Below are 21,785 nucleotides of genomic sequence, written 5' to 3'. Positions count from 1 at the left end.
ATGTTTGCTCTCTTGTCCGACTACACGCTCCAGAACGTTCTGATCGGCGCGGCCCTGCTGGGCATCGTTTCGGGTGTTCTCGGCAGTTTTGCAGTACTGCGGCGCCAATCGCTGCTCGGCGACACACTGTCTCATGCCGCCCTGCCCGGCATATGCCTGGGCTTTCTTATCGCCGGCTCACGCAGCCTTCCGGCCATTCTGGTCGGAGCGCTCATAACGGGCGCAATGGCGGCGCTAATCGTTCTGGCTTTGACACGAACCACGCGACTCAAAACCGATGCAAGTCTTGGCATTGTGCTCTCGATATTTTTCGCGCTGGGTATCGTGCTCCTCACCTTTATTCAGAATGGCGGCAACGCAGCGCAGGGCGGCCTTGAATCGTTTCTGTTCGGTCAGGCCGCCGCCATCCTGCGCTCCGATCTCTATGTCATGGGTACCATAGCGCTTGTTGCGCTCGGACTGGTCGCGCTGTTCTGGAAAGAGTTCAAGCTCATAAGTTTCGACCCAGCGTATGGCCAAACGCTCGGCTTGCCGGTCCTCGCCCTTGAGGCTGGCCTAACCACGATGATCGCCTTGGCAGTTGTTATCGGCCTGCAAATGGTCGGTGTGGTGCTGATGGCAGCAATGATCATCGCGCCTGCCGTCGCTGCGCGGCAATGGACGAACCGGCTTGGCACCATGGTCGGTCTTGCCGCGCTGTTCGGCATGATTTCAGGCGTTTTCGGTGCGCTGGTCAGTGCGACCGGGCGCGGACTGGCCACCGGACCGCTGATCGTTCTTGCCGTGTCGGCAATCGTTGTCATTTCGCTGGCCTTTGCGCCCCAACGCGGCCTGGTGTCCGCGGCCCTGCGTCAGCGGGAAAACAGCAAGAGCCTGCGCGGCCGCCGCGTTCTGGCGACGCTCTATCGGCTCGCTGCCGAACACAACGATCCAGCCTATCCTGCCGAGCAGGCCATGCTCGATGCCTATCACGGCACCGGAACCGCATCGGCCCTGCGGCGGCTTCAGGCACGCGGCCTGGTTGAAGCCACACGTCACCACCCCGAGCCGACGCCTCACTGGACATTGACCGAGAGCGGCATCGCCGAGGCGCGCGCCGATCTTCAAGGAGCCGGACAATGACTGCCATGCTTTCCGCGTTCTTTGATTCCCCGGACGCCATGATCATGCTGACCGGCGCTTTGGTTGGCATCGCGGCGTCGCTGCTCGGCACATTCCTGATCCTGCGCGGCGCCTCAATGCTGTCCGACGCCATCTCTCATTCAATTGTGTTCGGGATCATCATTGTATGGATGCTCACTGGGCAGGCGAGTGGTCCCATCCAGATCATCGGCGCTGCCCTGACCGGCCTGCTGACGGTAGCACTAACCGAAATGCTGACAGCAACGCGCCGGGTCAAGGCCGATGCGGCCATCGGTCTCGTCTTTCCGGCGCTGTTTTCGATTGGTGTTCTGCTCATCAACATTTACGCCCGCGATGTGCATATCGATCAACATACGGTGTTGCTTGGCGAAATCGGATTTGTCTGGCTCGACACCTATGACATCGCAGGTTTTCTGGTACCCGAAGCTGTTGTCTGGATGGGCGTAATGGCCATCATCAACCTCGCTTTCGTCACACTGCTGTTCAAGGAACTCAAGCTGGCAACTTTCGATGCAGCGCTGGCCAAAGCGCTCGGTTTTACGCCTGTTCTTCTGTCCTATGGACTGCTGGCGCTGCTGTCGGGCACGGCAGTTGCCGCCTTCGATTCCGTAGGCGCCATTCTCTTTATCGCCTTTGTCATTGTTCCACCTTCAGCGGCCTACCTTTTGACCGACCGCCTGTCTTTGATGCTGATGTTTGGCGCTGCCATTTCGATCGTCTCATCGGTTGCAGGCTACTGGCTGGCCGTCTGGTTCAACGTCTCGATCGGCGGCATGATGGCAATCATGACAGGGGTGTGTTTCGGCGCTGCCCTGGCCTTTGGTCCACGCTACGGCCTGATTGCGCAAAACGCACGCCGCCGGGCACGTGGCGCGGAAAATGCAGCACGCACACTTGCTGTGCATCTGTTCAACCACGAAGACGACCCAGCGGAAAAAGAAGAAAACGTCACTGCCGCGCTGCGTGAACACTTGCACTGGAGCCAGTCGAAGTCGGACGCCATACTCTCGAAGTCCCTATCGGACGGTCTTGTTACCCGCTCCGGGGATCGTCTCACTCTCACCGAGAAGGGCCGAGCTGCCGCCCGTGACGTACTCGAACCCTGGGCGCGGGCGGGTTGAACATGCGTTCAGCGCTTTAGCGCCTCAACATCCCTATAGAGGTCAAGTGCCTCCGGGTTGGCCAGTGCCGCCGTATTCTTGACGGCGCGGCCATGGATCACGTCACGCACCGCAATCTCGGAGATTTTTCCCGAGCGCGTCCGCGGAATTTCAGCGATTGCGATGATTTTAGCCGGGACGTGCCGGGGGCTGGCGCCAGCGCGGATGCGCGTCCTGATCTCTTTTTCCAAGGCGGCATCAAGCACGTGCCCATTCGCCATCCTGACAAACAGGATCACCCGTTGATCACCCTCGAAATCCTGGGCGACGGCAATGGCCTCCTCGATGGCGCCGATGGTTTCAACCTGCCGGTAAATCTCGGCAGTTCCGATCCGCACCCCGCCGGGGTTAAGCGTCGTATCGGATCGCCCATGAATGACGAACCCGCCGGATGGTCGTTTTTCGACAAAGTCGCCATGCGCCCAGACCCCATCGAAACGCGCAAAATAGGCGTCATGATAACGGCTGCCGTCAGGATCACCCCAGAACGCTACCGGCATCGAGAGATGGGCATTTCGACACACAAATTCCCCGGCAATACCCGAGACCGGACGCCCTTCATCATCGAGCGTATCGACGTCCATCCCTAATAGCGCGCATTGCAACTCGCCGCGCCGCACGGCCAGCAGCGGATTACCACCGAGAAAACACGCGCAGATATCGGTGCCGCCGGAAATCGATGCCAGATGGACGTTCGGTTTCCAGTCATTATAGATGTAGTCAAAGCTCGATGCGATAAGTGGCGAGCCAGTAGACAGGATGAGTTTGAGCGCTGAGAGCCTGTGCGTTTGCCTGGGCATGAGCCCGGCCTTAGCACAGGCGTCAATATACTTGGCGCTTGTTCCAAACACCGAGATTTTATCTTCATCGATCAGATCGATGAGCCGCGCCGGTTGAGGATAGAACGGATTGCCATCATAGATGACGAGCGTCGCCCCCAGCGCCAGACCGGAAATCTGCCAATTCCACATCATCCACCCGCAAGTGGTGAAGTAGAAGAACCGGTCATCAGCGCCGACGCCGCAATGGAGCATTTGCTCCTTCTTGTGTTGGATGAGAAGTCCCGCGCCAGAATGGACTATGCATTTGGGCTTGCCCGTCGTGCCCGAAGAATAAAGGATAGCCAGCGGGGCGGAAAACGCCATACGGTTGAATTTGATCGCTTGCGGCGCGAACGAGGCGACCCAATCCTCGACCGCAATGGCATCGAGATCGGCAAGACTTTCCGGCACTGTTCCGAGCACCACGATTTTGGCGAGATCTGTTTGTTGTACGACCGAGCGGATCGTGGCGGACACATCGATGGTTTTACCCGCATAGCCATAACTGGGCACTGCAACAAGCACCTTGGGATCGATCTGACCGAGCCTGTCGCTGGCTCCGGCGGGGCCGAAATCCGGCGAGCATGACGACCAGATCGCTCCAATCGCCGCAGTCGCCAGATAGAAGACGATGGCTTCGATATCGTGGGTGACGATGGCCGCGACCCTGTCGCCTTCGCAAACACCTTCTCCCCGCAGTGCCTGCTCGACCTGGGACACCCGCTCATAAAGTGCGCGCCAGCTGATCTCGCGCCGCGTGCCATCGTCGCGATGCGCGATGATGGCGACATCCTCGTCACGGCGGATAAGGATGTTCTCGGCATAATTGAGCCAGGCACCGGGATAGAATTTGGCGTCCCGGATGGTTTCGCCAGCTACAAACGCGGTTTCTCCCTTGTCCCCGATGACGGACATAAAATCCCACAACGCATCATGAAAGGCACGCGGTTCGCGGATCGACCAGGCAAGCAGCGCCGCGTAGTCGGAGGGATCAGAGCCGTGTTCTGGGCGCGTGAACTCTGCAAACCGCCACAATGCCGAGGCTTGTTTTCGCGCCGCACTGGCTTCCCAGATGATCTCGGCAGCCCCTGTTTCGTGCGGTCCGGACATGATGTTCCTCCCATGCTCGGCGTCGAGCTAGCGCTCCACGCACATCGCGATGCCCATACCACCACCAATACAAAGTGTCGCGACACCCCGCTTGACGTTCCGCCGCGCCATTTCATGCAGCAGCGTCACCAAAACACGCGCGCCGGATGCTCCGATGGGATGGCCAAGCGCGATCGCACCGCCATTGACATTGACCCGATCAGGATCGACGTCGAGGCCTGACATGACCGCTAGACTTTGCGCCGCAAACGCCTCGTTGGCTTCCCACAAATCGACATCACCTACGCGCCATCCGGCCTTTTCCAGCGCTTTGCGTGACGCTGGTATGGGGCCAAGTCCCATCACGTTCGGATCCAGCCCCGCTACGGCCCAACTCACGATCCGCGCCAATGGTTTGGCACCGTGTTCCCTAAGCGCAGCGTCCGACATCAGCACCACCGCGGCAGCACCATCATTGATGCCTGACGAGTTGGCTGCTGTGACGGTGCCGTCTTTTTCGAAAGCCGGACGCAACCTTGCCATGCTCTCCATGCTGCTATCGTGCCTGATAAACTCGTCCTGATCGACGATTGTATCGTCCCTGCGGCCCGCTATCGTCACAGGCGCAATCTCAGCGGAAAACCGGCCAGCCTTCTGCGCTGCCGAAGCGCGCTGCTGAGACGTAAGGGCAAATTTGTCCTGTTGCTCTCGGGTCAGTCCGCATTGACGAACGACATTTTCCGCAGTGACGCCCATGGCCATATTGCCGAACGCATCAGTCAAGCCATCGCTCATCACAGTATCAATAAAGCTCACATCGCCAAGTTTCGTGCCCGAACGCAGATAGGCAGCGTGAGGCGCGCGGCTCATCGATTCCTGCCCACCGGCCAATACGATATCGGCATCGCCCAAGCCGATCTGCTGGGCAGCCAGCGCGACGGCGCGCAGTCCTGATCCACACACCTGGTTGACGACAAAGGCAGTGGACGTATCGGACAATCCGGCAAGCCGCGCCGTCTGCCGCGCCGGGTTCATCCCAGCGGCTGCGGTCAGCACCTGCCCCAGTATCGTTTCCTCGATATGCTCTGGCGCAATCCCCGCATCGGCAATTGCAGCTTTCGCTGCAACCGCGCCAAGCTGATGCGCAGCCAGCCGCGACAAGCTACCATTGAGCGAACCGATCGGGGTGCGCCGTGCGGCAACGATATGAACCTGGTTCGCCATGATGGTCTCCTCCACTCGACGTGTGGATCCAATGTAGCCCCTGTACACTTACCGCCCAAAGCCGTATTTATACGTCATGGACCAGCCCCACCTCCACTTCACGCTCGAAGACCTTCCTGTGCCGATGGTCTATGCAACCCACCGGATCATCCGCCAGGTCAATACTGCCTTCGCCGATCTGTTTGGCTACCTGCCCGACGAATTGACCGACCGCAGCTTCAAGATTCTGTATCCCGAATTGTCCGACTTCGTGATGGTTGGCGAACTCTGGCGCAGCAATTTTTCAGGCGGTCGCACCTATACCGACGAACGGATCATGGCGCACCGGGACGGAACACACTTCTGGTGCCGCGCACGCGGCAAATCGATGATCGCCAGCGACCCATTTGCCCGGGCGCTCTATTGTTTTGATCCCATCGCACGCCCGATCGACATCCAGCGTCAGGCCCTCACGCCACGCCAGACCCAGATATTGACCCTTGTGGCACAGGGAAAAACAAGTACCGATATTGCTGGAGAACTCGGCCTTTCGCCGCGCAGCATCGAAACCCATCGCTACCGCTTGAGCCGCCAGCTCGGGCTCAAAAACGCCGCCGAGCTGGTCAACTGGTTTGCCACGACCAAGGCCGCATCATCGTAAGGCGGGCCTACAGACGCTCGATGGTTCCTGCAAGTTCGTCGATCAGCCGGGCGCTTTCGAGGATCTTTTTTTCGTCGAACCCAGGCTTGTGCGATGCAATGACAAGCACTTCGCGCAGATTGCCCATGGCACGGCGGAGCGGTGCCGGATCCGCGCGATCCTTGGCCTCGGCAAGTGCCTCCAACCGTGAGCGAGCAGCCGCGAGCGTTTTCGCGTTCTCGGCGAGATGAGCACGCCCATCATCGGTGATCGCAAAACTCTTGCGAGCACCTTCAGCTCCCGTTTCTTCGATCAGCGCCATCTCCAGCAACAAGGACAGCGCCGGATAGATCATGCCGGGGCTTGGAGCGTATTGCCCACCTGAAAGCGCCTCGATTTCGCGGATCAGTTCATAACCGTGGCGCGGCTGCCCGGTGATAAGATCGAGCACAACAAGCTGCAATTCTCCGGAATCGAAAACCCGACCACGCCGGCCGCCTCTCTGATGAGGAAATCGACCGCCCGGACCGAACGGATCGCCGCGTCCGAAATGATGGTCACGCATAATCAAACTCCTGTTCACACTGGAGTAAGATATATTTTGACTGCATCATAATTTCAAGGGACACGCAGCTTATTATCATAAGCACTCGCTTGCGGCCGCCTTAGCGAAATACAGGTTTTCGCTTTTCGAGAAACGCGTTCAGACCCTCTTCGGCATCCGGTCCGGTCTGGCTGAGTGCGGCGGCGAGGCTTTCCGCATACAGGCCAGCCTCGGGCGCCATAGTGCCGATCCGGGAGATGGCATGGATGATGAACTGATTGATGGTCGGCGAGTTTTCGGCAATCCGTTCGGCCAGTTCGAAAGCCTTGTCGAGCGCACTGCCATCGGAAAGGGCATAATGGGCGAGCCCGACCCGCTCACCTTCGGCGCCCGAATAGATCCGTCCTGTCAGCATCATTTCCATCAGACGATCGTCCCCGATGAGCTTTGCGATGCGTACCGAACCGCCGCCGCCTACAAAGATGCCGCGCATACCCTCGGGCATCCGAAACTGAACGTTGTGTTCGGCAACCCGTACGTGGCAGGCCGCTGCCATTTCCAGCCCTCCCCCCATGACCGCACCGTTCAGGGCAGCAATAATTGGCACGCGTGAATATTGCATGGCGTCCATAACGCGATGCCAGTTTCGCGAGTGCGCCATCACGTCGAGGGGTTGGCGGTGGACCTGCTCGCTGAGATCCAGGCCGGAGGAAAAATGCCCTCCAGCGCCACTGATCACAACAGCGCGCGCGGTTTCGGGAACATTGGAAAAGAAGCCATCCAGCGCCGCAATCGTTGCATCGTTCAACGCGTTGCGTTTCTCGGGCCGATTGAGCATCAGGTGGACAATGGCGCCCTTACTCTCGACCAGGAGCGCATTCTTGTCCTCAACCATGATCTTTCCCTTCGGGACTTGTGTGGGTTACTGTGTTGCCGGCGCGCCAAGCGCGGCGCGCACATCATCGGGTATCGGCAGGGACTTTATTGTTTCGCCATCGTGCGGGTCGCGACCGACCCACACACGCTTTTCGTGAGCGTGAATGGCAAGCTCGTCCGCATTGAAAAGCATATGGCGAACGCCAAAGCTCGAGCGGCCCAAATCGGTAATGTCCGAGCGAATCTCGACAACGTCGCCAAATCGCGATGGTTTGGAAAACTTCGCGCCGGTATCGACCATCGGAATGCCGACAATGCCATACCGGGCAATCCATTCGCGTTTGTGCATTTTGAAGGCTGCCGACAAGAGCGCCGCCGTCGCATTGTCGAAAAAACGGAAATAATTCGGGTAATAGACGATGCCTGCCGGATCACAGTCGCCAAACTGGATTTCAATGCGCGTAGCGTTTGAAAACATGCCCTGTCCTACTTCGGCGCCATACGCAGGGCGCCATCAAGACGCACAACTTCGCCATTGAGATAGTCATTTCCGACCATCGTCAGAACGAGGTCCGCAAATTCGTCCGGTCGGCCCAACCGTGAAGGATTGGGGATCGACTGCCCCAGCGCCTCAATGGCGTCCTCGGGCAATTCCTCGAGTAGTGGCGTAAGAAAAAGCCCCGGTGCAATGGCTAGAACCCGTACACCAAACCTTGCAAACTCGCGCGCCGCGGGAAGGGTCAGTGATACGATGCCGCCCTTGGATGCTGCGTAGGCGGCCTGCCCGATCTGACCGTCAAACGCTGCGACCGAAGCCGTCGAGATCACGACGCCGCGCTGCCCATTGGCGTCGGGATCGAGCTGCTGCATGGCATCGGCCGCCAGCCGCATCATGTTAAAACTGCCAATGAGGTTGACCCGCAACACGCGCTCGAACGCATCGAGCGGCATTGGCCCTTCGCGCCCTACGATGCGCGCTGCAGTGCCGATGCCAGCACAATTGACAAGGATCGAAGGGATGCCCAGCGCTTCGATCGCATCGGCAATAGCCTCTTCAGCGCTGGCTGCGTCGGAAACATCACACGGGAAAAAGCGACCACCGATCTGGGTAGCCATCAACGCGCCCCTATCAGCGTCACGATCGAGAATGGCGACTTTGGCACCTGCGCCCACCAGCGCGTTCGCAGTGGCAGCGCCCAGTCCCGACGCAGCCCCTGTGACGATTGCGGTTTTTCCCGCGATGTCCATCAGCCGGCCCTCGGATTTTCGATGAGAAGCGCAATCCCCTGCCCGCCACCGATACAGGCCGAAGCGATCCCGTAGCGTTCACCGGAGCGTTCAAGCTCATTGGCCAGGGTAAGCGCCAGCCGTATCCCCGTAGCGCCCAGCGGGTGGCCGATGGCGATGGCGCCACCGTTGACGTTGAGCCTGTCTTCATCGAGCCCCAACTCATCGACACATGCCAAAATCTGCGCGCCGAACGCCTCGTTAATCTCGATGCGCCCGACCTGGTCGATCGCGAGACCGCTGGCTTCGAGCACTGCACGAATGGCGGGCGCAGGACCGATCCCCATGATCTGCGGCGGAACACCAACGGCTGCCGACGCAACAATACGTGCCTTCGGCGCGAGGCCATGAGACTTGGCGTACCCGGAAGTTGCAACAAGCACTGCGCCTGCACCATCAACGATGGCCGATGAATTGCCCCCTGTCTGGACGCCACCGAATGCAGGGCGCAGTGTGGAGAGGATGTCATAAGGCGAGGGGCGGATATGGCTGTCGGTATCGACCTGTTCGATCCCGCGCGGCAAATCGATTGTACGGGTGTCCAGACCTTCTATCTCAAAGGCCTCGCTGACCACCGGCACGATCTCTTCAGCCAGCAGCCCAGTATCGCGCGCCGCAATCGCGCGCTCAAAACTGCGCACGGCGAAGCGGTCGACGCGCTCTCGATCGATGCCGTATTGCCTGGCGAGATTTTCGGCGGTATCGCCCATCGTGACGCAGCCGGCCGGGTCGTAAAGGGCTTCCCAGAGGAAGTCCTTGAACTCGACCTTGCCCATCGCAAACCCGTTTCGATGGGTATAGGCGGCAATCGGGTTCCGGCTCATCGATTCAGCGCCTGCCCCAAGAGCGAGCGAAGCGCGCCCAAGCGATACAGCATCCGCTGCCTGAGCAATGACCTCCAGCCCGGTGCCGCAAATCCTTTGCACAAGATGGGCAGGCGCGTCGGTGGGTGCGCCTGCATACAGTCCAATATGGCGCGGCGTCATGAACGCATCAAACGAGGCCTGCGCCATCGATCCGGCAATAGTCGTTTCTATGTCGCTCGCCGTTACGCCTGTTTTCGCGATTGCAGCGCGTGCCGCCTTGATGCCCAGGTCAATGGGCGATATCTGCGCAAGTGCGCCGCGATAATCGACAAACGGGGTACGGGCACCGCCAAGTAACCAGGCATCATCGAATGTAAGCCGCAATCCCTTGGCCATGGATTATCCCTTTCTCGGCAAATCAAGAACGCCGGTCGGCACAGGTTCCTCATAGAGCGCCTCAACGAGCGCTTTTCGTGCAGCCAGAACGGCGCGCTGATTGATCGAGCCTTTGTCGGTGACTTCGCCCTTATCGATATCGGGTGGCGCGATCATCACATGCGCCCGCGCTATGTGATTGGAGCTGCCCGTAGCGCGAGACGCAAGCGCCCCAAGATCGAGAGCGAACTTTTCGCGTATGGCCGGATGATTGGCGATTTCCCCAGCATCAGTGCCCGAGGGCAAACCCGCATGACGGGCACAGGCTTCAAAATCGGGAAAGATCAACGCTCCAAGATGATTGCGGTCAGCCCCGGTCAGAACCACATCGCGGATCAAGGGTGCGCATGCCCCGATCACCCCTTTGCGTACAGTGGCGAAATTGACCCAGGTGCCGGTCGAAAGTTTGAAGTCTTCACTGACTCGCCCATCAAAAACGAATCCCTTCGAGACATCGGTCTCATCGATCGGCTTGATGGCATCCCCGATCATGTAAAATCCTTCATCATCGAAGGCGTCAGCGGTTTTTTCCGCGTCGCGCCAATAGCCTGGTGTTACGTTTGGACCTTTCAGGCGCAATTCCATCTTGTCGCCATTGGGCACGAGTTTGATTTCCATGCCTGCCGCCGGCAACCCGATATGACCGGCGTCCTGAACCGGCCAGGTCGTAGTGAAGGCAAAGGGCGCGGTTTCGGTCGAGCCGTAACCGGTGATCATCATGACGCGCTCGCCCAGTTCTGCCCGTGCTGCCCTGTCCATACCATCGAAGACGTGCTGTGACAGGCTGGCCCCGGCATATTGCATGAGTTTCATGCGGGAAAAGAATTTGCGCCGAACCGCATGGTCGTGCTCGAACGCAGCAACCAGAAACTCGTACCCTTTTGGCACTGTAAGATAGAGTGTGGGCTGCACATCGTGAAGATTGCGCAGCGTGTTGCCAATCCTGGCTGGTGTGGGCTGTCCGTCATCGATGTAGAAGCTGCCGCCATTGTAAAACGCGATGCCGGTATTGTGGCTCGATCCCGCAACGTGGTTCCAGGGCATCCAGTCCAGCAGCACCGGTGGCTCGTCCTTGAGAAAGGCCAGAGCCGTGCGGATCATCTCCTGGTTGCAGGCCATCATGCGGTTGGTGGTGATGACGCCCTTGGGCATGCCTGTGGAGCCAGATGTAAAGAGCACCTTGGCGATTGTATCGGGCGTGACCGCATCGCTTGCGGCAGCGACAGCGCTTGAAACCGAGGTTTTGGCCAGCGTCTCAAATTGCCGCGCAGCCCGGTGAGACGGAAGATTGGTTTTGACCACCAGCGGGATGGAATCATCGAACGCCGCCTCGATCGCCGGCGCAAACTTTTCGCCATCGGAGGCATAAATCATCCCTGGCGTCAGCAAAGCGGCGATATGTTTGAGCTTGCCGAAATCGGTCGAGATCAGCGAATAGGCCGGAGAGATCGGGGCATAAGGAATGCCAACCGAAATCGCCGCAAGCCCTAAAAGAAGATGCTCGATTTCATTGCCCGAAAGAATGACAAGCGGCCGGTCCTGAGATAGCCCTTCATCGAGAAGGGCCTGAGCGAGCGGCCCGATGGCCGCCATGACCTCGCCATAGCTAAGCTTGCGCCAACCATCGGCATCACTGGTTCGATCCGCGACCATGAGCGCGTCGGGTGTCTTTATCGCCCATTGGGCAATGGCATCGACCATCGAGCGCGGATAAGCGGCCAACGACTCGCTTGAACGCACACGCAGGACGCCATTCTCGGTGCGCTCGGCACGGGCCGACATATAGCCCATCCTGACATCGCGAACGGGCGACGATTGTTCCGACATAACCAACCTCCCAGTCAAATTATGTTATGAAACATAACTACGAGTCGTCAAGCCGACAATTCCACATCTCAACCCGATTGCAACCCCTTCATCTGTTCGTCATAGAGGCGCAATAGACATCGGCGATAATTGCGTAGTTAAACTGCGTGTCACCATCTGAATTCCGGGCGCACATGCAGGACCGAGCCTACCCGACACTCGCCGAGGCGACAAAAATCTGGGCGCGGATCGGACTGCTCAGCTTTGGCGGGCCGGCCGGCCAGATCGCCATGATGCATCGCATTCTTGTCGAAGAACAAAAATGGCTGGGCGAACGGCGCTTCCTGCACGCGCTCAACTATTGTATGCTGTTGCCAGGCCCCGAAGCCCAGCAACTTGCTGTCTATATCGGCTGGCTGATGCATCGCACCGCGGGTGGGATCATCGCCGGCGCGCTCTTTGTCATTCCTGGCATTATCGCCATCATGGCCCTGAGCTGGATCTATGCCATCTGGGGCAATGTGGGGCTGGTAGAAGGGCTGTTTTTCGGATTGAAAGCGGCAGTTCTCGCTATCGTCATTCAGGCCGTTATCCGTATCGGCAGCAGGGCGCTGAAAAACAGCGCGATGCTGGCCATCGCTGCCGCAGCCTTTGTAGCAATTTTCGGATATTCGGTTCCCTTCCCGCTTATAATTGTGATCGCAGGATTGTTCGGGTTTGCTGGAGCCTATGCCAATGTCCCGGCGTTTGAGACGAAAGTCGGCAGCACATCTGTCGGTGCCGCAGATATCGCCGATACCGTGCTCGGCGACCAATCGCCTGCCCATACCCGCGTTGATCTGGGCTGGGCGCTGCGTATGTCCATTGTCATTCTCGTTCTTTGGCTGACCCCTGTCGTTGGGCTGGCGGCGCTGTTGGGCGCTGATGACATCTTCGCCCAGATCGCCGGCTTTTTCAGCGTCATGGCGGTCGTCACGTTCGGAGGCGCTTACGCGGTTCTCGCCTATGTGGCGCAAGAGGCTGTGCAGAATTTTGGCTGGCTGGCGCCGGGGGAAATGCTCGATGGGCTGGGAATGGCCGAAACGACACCCGGGCCCCTGATCATGGTCACCCAGTTTGTCGGCTTCATGGGCGCGTTCCGTTCACCTGGCAACTTGCCACCCTTACTGGCGGGTACGCTCGGCGGCTTGCTGACTACCTGGGTCACGTTCGCGCCATGCTTTCTCTGGATTTTTCTTGGCGCGCCATTCATCGAGCGACTGCGGGACAATAGAGTGCTGACCGCAGCCCTGAGCGCCATTACAGCAGCCGTCGTGGGCGTCATCCTCAACTTGGCAGTATGGTTCGGGATGCACGTCCTGTTCTCGGACGTCCGCGCATATTCCGGCTTCGGGCTGCAGCTCGATGTCCCGGTCCTCACTACAATCGACTGGCTCTCTGCTGTCTTGATTGTTGCGGCGATTGTGGCAATCTTCAGGTTCAAGCTGGGTCCGGTCACCGTGCTGGCGGGCTGCGCCACTGCTGGCGTTATCTTCAGTTTGGCCGGACTTAACACGTAGCAATCACCGCCCAGACGCACGGCAAGCCTGTCATGACTTGACGCCCGTACTATATATCGATATTTCTCGATATATGGATACAGAACATGCACTGTCCGTCTTTGATGCTCTTTCCCAGCCCACTCGGCTGGCGATCTTTCGCCGCCTGATCAAGGCGGGGGAAGCCGGTCTTCCGGCCGGCGAAATTGCCGTGTCGGTCAATGGGCGTCAGAACACGACGTCGAGCCACCTCGCAACGCTGGCCCGATCGGGGTTGATCGCAGCTACCCGCGAGGGTCGATCCATTCGCTATAGCGCCAACTACACTGTTGCCGGAGACCTCGTGGCCTTCCTGCTCGAGGACTGCTGCGGCGGGCGGCCGGAAGTCTGCGCCCCCCTGATTACCAATCTCGCCTGTCTGCAGCCTCAAACAACGGACGCCTGCTGTGACTGAAAAGCCCTATTCCGTCTTGTTCCTGTGCACGGGCAATTCGGCGCGCTCGATTATCGCCGAAGCCTTGCTCAACCGTGACGGCAATGGCAGATTCAAGGCTTGGTCGGCCGGCAGCCAACCCAAGGGCCATGTTCACCCTTTCACGCTCGATCTGCTGCACAGTCTGAGCATCGACACCGGCTTTGCGAGATCCAAAAGTTGGGACGAATTCGCAGGCGTCGATGCGTCAGCTTTCGATTTCATTTTTACGGTCTGCGACAGTGCCGCCAACGAGACCTGCCCGATCTGGCCCGGTCATCCCATGACAGCGCATTGGGGCGTGCCCGATCCGGCTGCGGTCGAAGGGACCGATGCCGAACGGCATTTCGCCTTCGCCGAAGCGGCACGGCAATTGGGCAACCGCATCTCGCTCCTGCTTAGCCTCCCCATCGCCAGCCTCGAACGCATGGCGCTCCTTTCCAGGCTCGACACAATCGGGCAGACCAAGGACTGAAAACCATGACGCTTGACTCCACAGCACCCGCACCCGCGGGCGGGATCGGCTTTTTCGAAAAATGGCTCTCTGTCTGGGTCGGGGCATCCATTCTTGCAGGTATCGTGCTCGGCAATTTCGTGCCCGACCTGTTCGCAACACTGGCAGGTTTGGAATACGCGTCGGTCAATTTCGTTGTCGCGGTTCTCATCTGGGCCATGGTCTATCCCATGATGGTCGCTGTCGACTTTACCGCCATTGGACAGGTCGGACGCCAGCCCAAAGGCCTGATCCTTACCCTGGTGGTCAACTGGCTGATCAAGCCGTTTTCCATGGCGCTGCTGGCAGTGCTGTTCTTCAACGTCCTGTTTGCCCCATTGATTGCTCCGGACGATGCCCAGCAATACATCGCCGGGCTGATCCTGCTGGGCGCGGCGCCATGCACGGCCATGGTCTTTGTCTGGTCGCAACTGACCAAAGGCGACCCAAATTACACGCTGGTTCAGGTGTCAGTGAACGATGCGGTAATGGTTGTTGCGTTCGCGCCCATCGTCGCAGTTTTGCTCGGCCTCACAGAGATCACGGTGCCTTGGGAAACCCTGCTGCTTTCGGTCGGTCTCTATGTCATTCTGCCGCTGATCGCCGGGGCCATCACCCGCCGGCTACTCCTGCGCGGGAACCAGACTGAGACGGGACGCATCGATGCGTTCAATGCGCGCATCAAGCCAGCCTCAGTGATCGGACTTCTCGCCACGGTCGTGCTGCTGTTTGGCTTTCAGGGGCAGACAATCCTCGCCAATCCCCTTGTCATTGTATTGATCGCGATCCCTCTGCTCATCCAGTCCTATGGCATCTTTGCCATCGCATACTGGGCAGCCTGGAAGTGGAAAGTCCCTTTCAATATTGCGGCACCGTGCGCCCTGATCGGCACCTCCAATTTTTTCGAACTGGCAGTTGCCGTAGCCATCTCCCTGTTCGGTCTTAATTCAGGGGCGGCACTGGCTACAGTTGTGGGCGTGCTTGTGGAAGTGCCCGTAATGCTCTCGCTCGTCGCTTTCGCAAACCGCACCCGCCATCGCTTCACGGAGGTCTGAAATGGCCATCACCATCTACCACAACCCGACCTGCGGCACCTCGCGCAACACACTCGCGATGATCCGCCAATCCGGCGAAGAACCTGATATCATCGCGTATCTCGATACCCCGCCCAGCCGGGAAACACTGTGCGATCTGATCAAGCGTTCCGGTCTGTCAGTACGCGAAGCAATGCGCAAGAAAGAGCCACCCTATAAAGAGCTCGGCCTCGAAGATCCTGCAATCACGGACGCTGCGCTCATCGACGCCATGCTTGCGCACCCCGTTCTGATAAACAGGCCGTTTGTGGTCACCGAAAAGGGCGTGCGCCAATGCCGACCTTCGGAAGCTGTCCTCGATATCCTCCCCAATCCCGATATCGGCCCCTTCACCAAGGAAGACGGGGAGATTGTCATCGATGGAAACGGTAGGCGTCATGTCTGATACTGATCGTTTTCCCGCTCTGGCCAAAGAGCATTTACACCCGATTGATGAGAACGCCCTGCTTGCACCGGAGCACAAAACCCACGCTCCACGCATCCTGCTGCTTTATGGCTCGCTGCGCGAACGATCTTATTCCCGACTCGCCACGTTTGAATCGGCGCGCATCCTGGACCAGCTTGGAGCGGAAACGCGCATCTTTGATCCAACCGGCCTGCCCCTTCCCGACGGCGCCCCCAAAGAACACCCAAAGGTCGTTGAACTGCGCGAGTTGGCGATCTGGTCCGAGGGCATGGTATGGTGCTCTCCCGAACGCCATGGCGCCATGACAGGGGTCATGAAATCACAAATCGACTGGCTACCGCTTTCGATGGGCGGGATCCGCCCCACACAGGGCAGGACGCTGGCCGTGATGCAGGTCAATGGCGGCAGCCAATCGTTCAACGCTGTCAATCAGCTCCGCATTCTGGGCCGCTGGATGCGCATGGTCACGATTCCCAACCAGTCTTCGGTGCCCAAGGCCTTCAATGAGTTCGACGCGGACGGGCGCATGCGTCCATCGCCCTACTACAACCGCATCGTCGATGTGATGGAAGAGCTGGTCAAATTCACACTACTGGTGCGTGATCGGGCCGACTACCTTGTCGACCGCTATTCCGAGCGGGTGGAAACGGCCGAGGCGGTTTCAAAACGGGTCAATCAAGGCGCGATTTGAGCGTTATGCCATATCAGCGGAATGCAGATGCGATGGCCCAGATCCCGAAGGCAATCAGTACGCCTCCCGAAATTCGGGATACCCATAACGCAAATGTTTCGGGAAGCCGGTGACTGGCCAGAGCGATGCCGCCGCTCAGGATGCACCACCAGAGCATTGAACCCGAAAATACCCCACCGACAACCAGCCAGGCGCTGGAAAATCCTGAGTTTGATGCGAGCCCAAGCCCTGCAAACAGCGCCCCAAAGGAGATAATTGTCATAGGGCTGGTGATGGTCAGCACAAATGTTGCCGCCGTCGTTCCCAAAAGATCACTCGCCGAAACCTTCTGCGCACTTTGGGGCGGCCCGGGCGTCAGGCTCTTCAAGCCCAACCAGATCATGAACGCGCCGCCGACCAGGCGCAGCGGCATGTCGATTTGCGCCAACAGGCCCGAAAAGGCGGCAAAACCTATAGCGGCCAGAGTCGCATAGACGCCATCGGCCAAGGCCGTCCCTAGGCCACCAGCCGCCCCGGCGAGAAACCCGCGCTGCAGCGTGCGGTTGATGCATAGCGCCCCGATGGGGCCGAGCGGAGCGGCGATAGCCAGCCCCAGCAAAGCGGATTTGAAGAACAAAGAGACATCCATCACACCCCATCCTTGGGCAAAAACGCCCCGGAAACTGGCGAAGAAAGCGCGAGAACGGTCTCGCTGCGCCCCAAGAACCCCTCGGCTTTCAGTTCGGCCAGGAAGCCTTCGATCTCGGAGGGGCTGCCGACGCGAATCTTGAGCAGATAGGCCCACGCGCCGGTGACGTGGTGGCATTCCAGAATTGACCGATGCGTCTGCGCATAGCGTCGAAAGGCCGTTTCGTCCGAACTCTCACGCAACCCGAGCCAGACAAAAACCAGCGTATCCCTATTGAGAGCGAGGGGATCGAGATCGACGGTGAAACGGCGAATTGTGCCTGACGCCACAAGGCGACGGATGCGCTCATTCACACTCGAGGGCGAGAGCCCGACCCCCTGACCGATATCGGCAAGCGATCGTTTCGAATCGACAGCCAAAAGCTCAATGATTTTAAGGTCAGTTTCATCCATAGCCGCACTATATACGGCACTTTATACAATTTCGCACATTTTTTTCTAACAAAAGCGAATTTGACCAAACTAAATAACGCAATTTCTAGCAATCGCCGAACGTATTGCGGCAGACTGCGGTGGTTCAAATGAAATTATGGATACGTGCGCTCTGGGCTTACGCGTGCTCGAAAAGCAGCTTTTCGAGGTCACCTTCAGGGGCTGAGCAGATGCAGAGCAGCACAGCGTCAACATCGCCCGAAGAAAGATAGGCATGCCCCATCGTGGAGTCGATGTAGATTCCCTGCCCGGCCCGAATCCGAACCGAGGAATAGTGTTCAGTGTGAACCTCGATTTCTCCTTCGAGAACGTACACGAACTCCTCGCCGGCATGGCGCACAAGCGACCCGAAACTGCGAATATCCTTGGCGCGCAACCGCGCAATGATCGGCACCATGCGCTTGTTGATGAGGTCGGTGCAAAGATAATTGTACTGATAGTTCTTCGTCTCATGCACCAGCGTGTTCTCGTCGGACACGACAGAACGACGCGTGCGTCCTGCATCGCGCTGTTGCTCTTCGATGGTCAAAAGCTCAGTCACGGGGATGCCAAGACCCGTGCAGATCTGGACGATCTTGTCATAGGTCAGGCTCATCAGGTCGTTCTCGACCTTCGAGAGCGTTGACAGAGCAACGCCCGTCCTCTTGCTCACGTCCTGTAGCGTGAAGCCGTGGCGATTGCGCATCGCTCGAAGGCATTCGCTCAATTTTGGCTGCTCACTCAAAACGCTGAAGGCTCCGTCGATTGAGTTTCAAATTGGCCGATAATTTAGCGTATAAGAAAAAAGATTGACACATGAGCCAAAGAAACTCAACAATCGAGCTTATGAGGCAAATCGCTTACGCACCAGCCCTTATCGCAGGTTTTGCACCAGCAGCCCGGATCTGACCGCGCACGATTGCCTTCGTGACGGCGGCTTTGCCGCGGCTCTATGCAAATCTTTCCTGGCGTGTCGGCAGAAAAGGGAATTCAAAGCATGACCAGAGCTCCAGCGGAATTTGCAGCCAAAGTCGAAGAGTTGCTGCATGCGTCAGCCGACGGTCCGGGCGCTGTCGTTGCCGTGCTTGAAGATGGTCAGGAGATTTTCGCCAGCGCATATGGAATGGCCAATATCAACAACTCCGTCCCGATGGCGCGGGACACCATCATCCGCATCGGCTCACAGACCAAGCAATTCACAGTCCTGCTGATCCTTATGCTTGAAGCCGAGGGTAAACTCTCCCTCAGCGATCGCGTTCAGGAGCACCTGCCCTACGTCCCTCAACTTGAGCACGATATCACGCTCGGTCATCTGGCTCAGAACGCAAGCGGCTATCGCGATCACCTCGAATCCATGATCTATGCCGGCCTATCGATTGTCACACCATCGACGCGCCAGGCGGCCCGCGATGTAATTTCACAGCAGGACCGGCTGAACTTTGCCCCCGGGACTGCAATGATCTACTCAAATGCTGGGTTTTTCATGCTTTCCGAGATCATCGAGAAGGTCGAGGGCAAATCATTTAATGCAGTGCTCAAGGAACGGATCACAGATCCGCTTGGCATGAAAGACACAGCGCTCATGCCGCGCGATGCCACGGTCATGAAGCGCCTGGCAGCGCATTATTGCCGCCGTGAGGGTGAGTGGAGCACCCAAGGCTGGGGGCTGGATCTAGGTGGCGAAGGGGGCATGATTTCAACCCTCGACGATATGATCATCTGGCTCAAGAACCTCTCGGACCCCAAGGTCGGCACGCCCCAAATGTATGAACGCATGGCAACGCCGACCGTGTTTGCCAATGGTGAAACCGGCTTTTACGGCATGGGCCTGGTGACCGATACCTACCGTGGACGTCGCGCCGTGGGGCATGGCGGGACGGTAGCAGGCGGCAAGTCCGAATCCACACGCTATGTCGATGACGGCCTTGGGATCATCATCATCGCCAATCACGACCAGATTTCTCCATTCGCAATCGCTCGACGCATCGCAGATGCCTATTTCGAGACCGAAATCCCCGCGCCGATTGACCTTGTGCCCGGGCGGTACCGCGAAGTTGAGGGCAATGACGTCATCGAAATTGCTAAAGGCGAAAACGGCCCAAACTTTCTCAGCGCCGGGGGTACAGTGAGCTTCGATTTCGCCCATCCCGGTGGCGCCAAGCCCGAGCGCGCAGTCACCGATCTGGTTTTGACCCCGGCTGCCGACGGCACCATTAAGGCGCGCTTCTGCGGAACGCCGCGCACTTACGCCCCGCTGCCCGAAGGCTGCAAGGCTGTCAAACCGCTGACCGGGCGCTACCGCAACGCAGCGCAAAATCTAGACGTGGAAATCTGGGGCGATTGTAACACTGCCCAACTCCGGCTGCGCTCCGATCTTGGCGCGTTTGCCGCCGAACTGGTTGCTGTCGATAGCGACCTTTGGCTCATGCTGCCCTCCGGCGCTACCCTGCGTCCGGGCCAGGCATGGACGGCTATGATCCAGGTGACTTCTGAGGGGTTCGCGTTCAACACCGAACGCATGAAGCATTTGGATTTCAAGAAGAGCTGAGGCTCGAACAAAGCGAGGAACACAAATGTCTCTGACCAAGCTATCTCCCAAAGAATTCGACGCACTGGCGCGCGATTATGCAAAGCGGTTCTCGATTTCCCGGCGCGGTTTTCTGGCCGGCTCTGCCGCGATGGGCGCCGCTGCCGGTATTGGCCTGCCGGGCATTGCACTAGCCCAGGAAGCCACTGGCATCCTGCGCGTTGGACGCGCCCAGGAACCCGATACCCTCGACCCCCATCGCACAACGCTTTCGGTTTCTTCGACAACAATGGATCTGATCTACGAGCCGCTGGCGCGGCGCGATTATGACGGCAATGTCGTTCCGGGCCTGGCCGAAAGCTGGGAGTTCAGCAACGAGAACCGCACACTGACCTTCAAGCTTAAGCCTGGCGCAGTATTCCATGACGGCACACCGTGCGACGCCGAAGCCGTCGCCTGGACAGTTGCGCGACACCTCGACCCCGAAGCAGCCTCGCCCAGCGCATTCTTTCTTGGACCGCTCGAGCGCGCCGAAGCAATCGATGCCCAGACCGTCGCCTACCATTTCACCGAACCGTTCGTTCCGGTCTGGGTTGGGCTGACATTGGGCTATTCGGCCCCGATCTCGCCAACTGCCGTCGAGGCATTGGGCGACGATTTCGGCCGTCAGCCTGTCGGCTCGGGACCGTTCAAATTCGTTTCCTGGTCGACTGACCGTGGCATCCGGCTCGACGGTTTTGCCGGATACGAAGCAATCGCTACCCCGCCACGGATTGAAGCGCTCGAATTCATTCACTACCCCGAAGATTCCACGCGCATTGCAGCTTTTGAAACGGGCGAGATCAACGCAATCTATACAAGTGGCGCCGTCCCGCTCGATGCGGTGCGCCGTCTGCGGCAGAACCCGGACGCGACAGTCATCGAGCGTCCCGCCCAGATGATGCGCGCGCTTGTGTTCAATCAGCAGCGCACACCCTTCGACAATGCCGATGTACGCAAGGCTTTTGCTCACGCCATCGATATCGAACGGCTCATCGCCTTCGCTCTCGACGGAAACGCGGTGCCTGCCTATTCCCCGATCAGCAGCGCGATCTCGGGTTATTCCCCGGCCACCGCCGAACAAGGCTATGGCTATGATCCAGAAGCCGCTCGCCAACTTCTTGCCGACGCAGGCCATGGCGACGGACTGAGCGTGACACTGGTCGCCAACGACACCCCGATCATCCGGCGGACGGCCGAAATCATCCAGGCACAGCTGGCGGAAATCGGCGTCGAAATCCTGATCGAAACACTCCCTATCGCGCAGTGGTCGGCCCAGACTGCACTCGGCGAGCAAGACATGGTGATCAGCACATATTCCTATAGTGACGCCGATATCGTTTATCCCGTCCTGCACACCACGGGCGCATTGGAGCGTACGTTCCATGAGAATGGCGAACTCGATGCCATGATCGAAGAACAGCGCATTACCGTGGACCCGGACGCACGCCAGGAAATTCTCGACGCCATCCAGGAACTTGTTGTCTCCCAGGCCTACTGGAAGCCTTTGTTCGAGCCGCTCAACTTCGCCATCGTCGCAAACAATGTGATCGATGCACAGATGAACACAGCGGGCGAGCTGCGCCCCGATCTGCTGGCCGTCGAGTCCTAGTCGAG

The 21,785-nt window shown here is 58.7% G+C and carries 22 protein-coding genes; 11 read left to right on the top strand and 11 right to left on the bottom strand.

Translation table 11 applies throughout. The features are described from left to right. Together ACN0TA_RS15845 and ACN0TA_RS15840 are read left to right on the top strand one after the other, a co-directional pair. Positions 1–1,122 (top strand): metal ABC transporter permease, encoded by a 1,122-nt coding sequence (locus ACN0TA_RS15845; RefSeq protein ID WP_417584691.1) that lies wholly within the window; start codon positions 1–3, stop codon positions 1,120–1,122. After that, entirely contained in the window at positions 1,119–2,264 is a 1,146-nt protein-coding gene (locus ACN0TA_RS15840; protein WP_417584689.1) for a metal ABC transporter permease, read from the top strand. The genes ACN0TA_RS15845 and ACN0TA_RS15840 overlap by 4 nt, the downstream gene beginning before the upstream one ends. Positions 2,265–2,272: 8 nt before the next feature. Here the strand turns inward: ACN0TA_RS15840 and ACN0TA_RS15835 are convergent, their stop codons facing one another. Both ACN0TA_RS15835 and ACN0TA_RS15830 read right to left on the bottom strand, forming a co-directional pair. Beyond that, positions 2,273–4,234, bottom strand: coding sequence for an acetoacetate--CoA ligase (locus tag ACN0TA_RS15835; protein ID WP_417584687.1), 1,962 nt, complete (start codon positions 4,232–4,234; stop codon positions 2,273–2,275). 27 nt (positions 4,235–4,261) lie between these two features. Continuing rightward, positions 4,262–5,437, bottom strand: coding sequence for an acetyl-CoA C-acetyltransferase (locus ACN0TA_RS15830; RefSeq protein WP_417584685.1), 1,176 nt, complete (start codon positions 5,435–5,437; stop codon positions 4,262–4,264). A 76-nt stretch (positions 5,438–5,513) separates the two neighbouring features. On the opposite strand from ACN0TA_RS15830, the gene ACN0TA_RS15825 reads away from it, so the two are divergent. Next, positions 5,514–6,077, top strand: a complete 564-nt coding sequence (locus ACN0TA_RS15825) for a LuxR C-terminal-related transcriptional regulator (RefSeq protein WP_417584683.1) — start codon at positions 5,514–5,516, stop codon at positions 6,075–6,077. A 7-nt stretch (positions 6,078–6,084) separates the two neighbouring features. On the opposite strand, the gene ACN0TA_RS15820 is transcribed toward ACN0TA_RS15825, so the two are convergent. The 6 genes from ACN0TA_RS15820 to ACN0TA_RS15795 all read right to left on the bottom strand — a co-directional run bounded on the left by ACN0TA_RS15820 (position 6,085) and on the right by ACN0TA_RS15795 (position 11,831). Further along, on the bottom strand, positions 6,085–6,621 hold the full coding sequence (locus tag ACN0TA_RS15820; RefSeq protein WP_417584681.1) for a PadR family transcriptional regulator: 537 nt from the start codon (positions 6,619–6,621) through the stop codon (positions 6,085–6,087). Between the two features lie 100 nt (positions 6,622–6,721). Continuing rightward, complete coding sequence (locus ACN0TA_RS15815) at positions 6,722–7,495, bottom strand: crotonase/enoyl-CoA hydratase family protein (RefSeq protein ID WP_417584679.1); 774 nt, start codon at positions 7,493–7,495, stop codon at positions 6,722–6,724. A gap of 27 nt (positions 7,496–7,522) precedes the next feature. Beyond that, a complete protein-coding gene (locus ACN0TA_RS15810; RefSeq protein ID WP_417584677.1) occupies positions 7,523–7,954 on the bottom strand; it encodes an acyl-CoA thioesterase in 432 nt (143 codons plus the stop codon). A gap of 8 nt (positions 7,955–7,962) precedes the next feature. Continuing rightward, complete coding sequence (locus ACN0TA_RS15805) at positions 7,963–8,724, bottom strand: SDR family NAD(P)-dependent oxidoreductase (protein WP_417584675.1); 762 nt, start codon at positions 8,722–8,724, stop codon at positions 7,963–7,965. Further along, positions 8,724–9,965, bottom strand: coding sequence for a thiolase family protein (locus ACN0TA_RS15800; protein WP_417584673.1), 1,242 nt, complete (start codon positions 9,963–9,965; stop codon positions 8,724–8,726). Before ACN0TA_RS15800 ends, ACN0TA_RS15805 begins: the two co-directional genes overlap by 1 nt. Before the next feature lie 3 nt (positions 9,966–9,968). Beyond that, a complete protein-coding gene (locus ACN0TA_RS15795) occupies positions 9,969–11,831 on the bottom strand; it encodes a feruloyl-CoA synthase (RefSeq protein WP_417584671.1) in 1,863 nt (620 codons plus the stop codon). A gap of 173 nt (positions 11,832–12,004) precedes the next feature. Here ACN0TA_RS15795 and chrA point away from each other — a divergent pair, with 173 nt between their 5' ends. From chrA to arsH, 6 genes are all read left to right on the top strand, one after another. After that, positions 12,005–13,369, top strand: coding sequence for a chromate efflux transporter (gene chrA, locus ACN0TA_RS15790; RefSeq protein WP_417584817.1), 1,365 nt, complete (start codon positions 12,005–12,007; stop codon positions 13,367–13,369). 73 nt (positions 13,370–13,442) lie between these two features. Continuing rightward, complete coding sequence (locus ACN0TA_RS15785; protein ID WP_417584669.1) at positions 13,443–13,802, top strand: ArsR/SmtB family transcription factor; 360 nt, start codon at positions 13,443–13,445, stop codon at positions 13,800–13,802. Then, a complete protein-coding gene (locus ACN0TA_RS15780; RefSeq protein WP_417584667.1) occupies positions 13,795–14,295 on the top strand; it encodes an arsenate reductase ArsC in 501 nt (166 codons plus the stop codon). The genes ACN0TA_RS15785 and ACN0TA_RS15780 overlap by 8 nt, the downstream gene beginning before the upstream one ends. 5 nt (positions 14,296–14,300) lie before the next feature. Beyond that, positions 14,301–15,368, top strand: coding sequence for an ACR3 family arsenite efflux transporter (gene arsB, locus ACN0TA_RS15775; protein WP_417584665.1), 1,068 nt, complete (start codon positions 14,301–14,303; stop codon positions 15,366–15,368). A gap of 1 nt (position 15,369) precedes the next feature. Continuing rightward, complete coding sequence (arsC, locus tag ACN0TA_RS15770; protein ID WP_417584663.1) at positions 15,370–15,792, top strand: arsenate reductase (glutaredoxin); 423 nt, start codon at positions 15,370–15,372, stop codon at positions 15,790–15,792. Continuing rightward, a complete protein-coding gene (gene arsH / locus ACN0TA_RS15765; protein ID WP_417584661.1) occupies positions 15,785–16,504 on the top strand; it encodes an arsenical resistance protein ArsH in 720 nt (239 codons plus the stop codon). The genes arsC and arsH overlap by 8 nt, the downstream gene beginning before the upstream one ends. A 13-nt stretch (positions 16,505–16,517) precedes the next feature. Here arsH and ACN0TA_RS15760 read toward each other — a convergent pair whose 3' ends face one another. The 3 genes from ACN0TA_RS15760 to ACN0TA_RS15750 form a co-directional block, all read right to left on the bottom strand. Then, positions 16,518–17,132, bottom strand: a complete 615-nt coding sequence (locus ACN0TA_RS15760; protein ID WP_417584659.1) for a LysE family translocator — start codon at positions 17,130–17,132, stop codon at positions 16,518–16,520. Next, a complete protein-coding gene (locus ACN0TA_RS15755) occupies positions 17,132–17,584 on the bottom strand; it encodes an Lrp/AsnC family transcriptional regulator (protein ID WP_417584657.1) in 453 nt (150 codons plus the stop codon). Before ACN0TA_RS15755 ends, ACN0TA_RS15760 begins: the two co-directional genes overlap by 1 nt. A gap of 157 nt (positions 17,585–17,741) precedes the next feature. Continuing rightward, the gene (locus ACN0TA_RS15750; RefSeq protein ID WP_417584655.1) at positions 17,742–18,329 is read right to left on the bottom strand and encodes a helix-turn-helix domain-containing protein; all 588 of its coding nucleotides are present in this window, start codon (positions 18,327–18,329) and stop codon (positions 17,742–17,744) included. Between the two features lie 270 nt (positions 18,330–18,599). On the opposite strand from ACN0TA_RS15750, the gene ACN0TA_RS15745 reads away from it, so the two are divergent. Then, a complete protein-coding gene (locus tag ACN0TA_RS15745; protein ID WP_417584653.1) occupies positions 18,600–20,150 on the top strand; it encodes a serine hydrolase domain-containing protein in 1,551 nt (516 codons plus the stop codon). 25 nt (positions 20,151–20,175) lie between these two features. Continuing rightward, the gene (locus ACN0TA_RS15740) at positions 20,176–21,780 is read left to right on the top strand and encodes an ABC transporter substrate-binding protein (protein WP_417584651.1); all 1,605 of its coding nucleotides are present in this window, start codon (positions 20,176–20,178) and stop codon (positions 21,778–21,780) included. The last annotated feature ends 5 nt before the right edge of the window (positions 21,781–21,785 follow it).

The sequence above is a fragment of the Pelagibacterium sp. genome, from assembly GCF_048264985.1.
Classification (GTDB): domain Bacteria; phylum Pseudomonadota; class Alphaproteobacteria; order Rhizobiales; family Devosiaceae; genus Pelagibacterium.
Note: the sequence above shows the minus strand (reverse complement) of the source record. Positions and strands in the feature narration are given on the sequence as shown.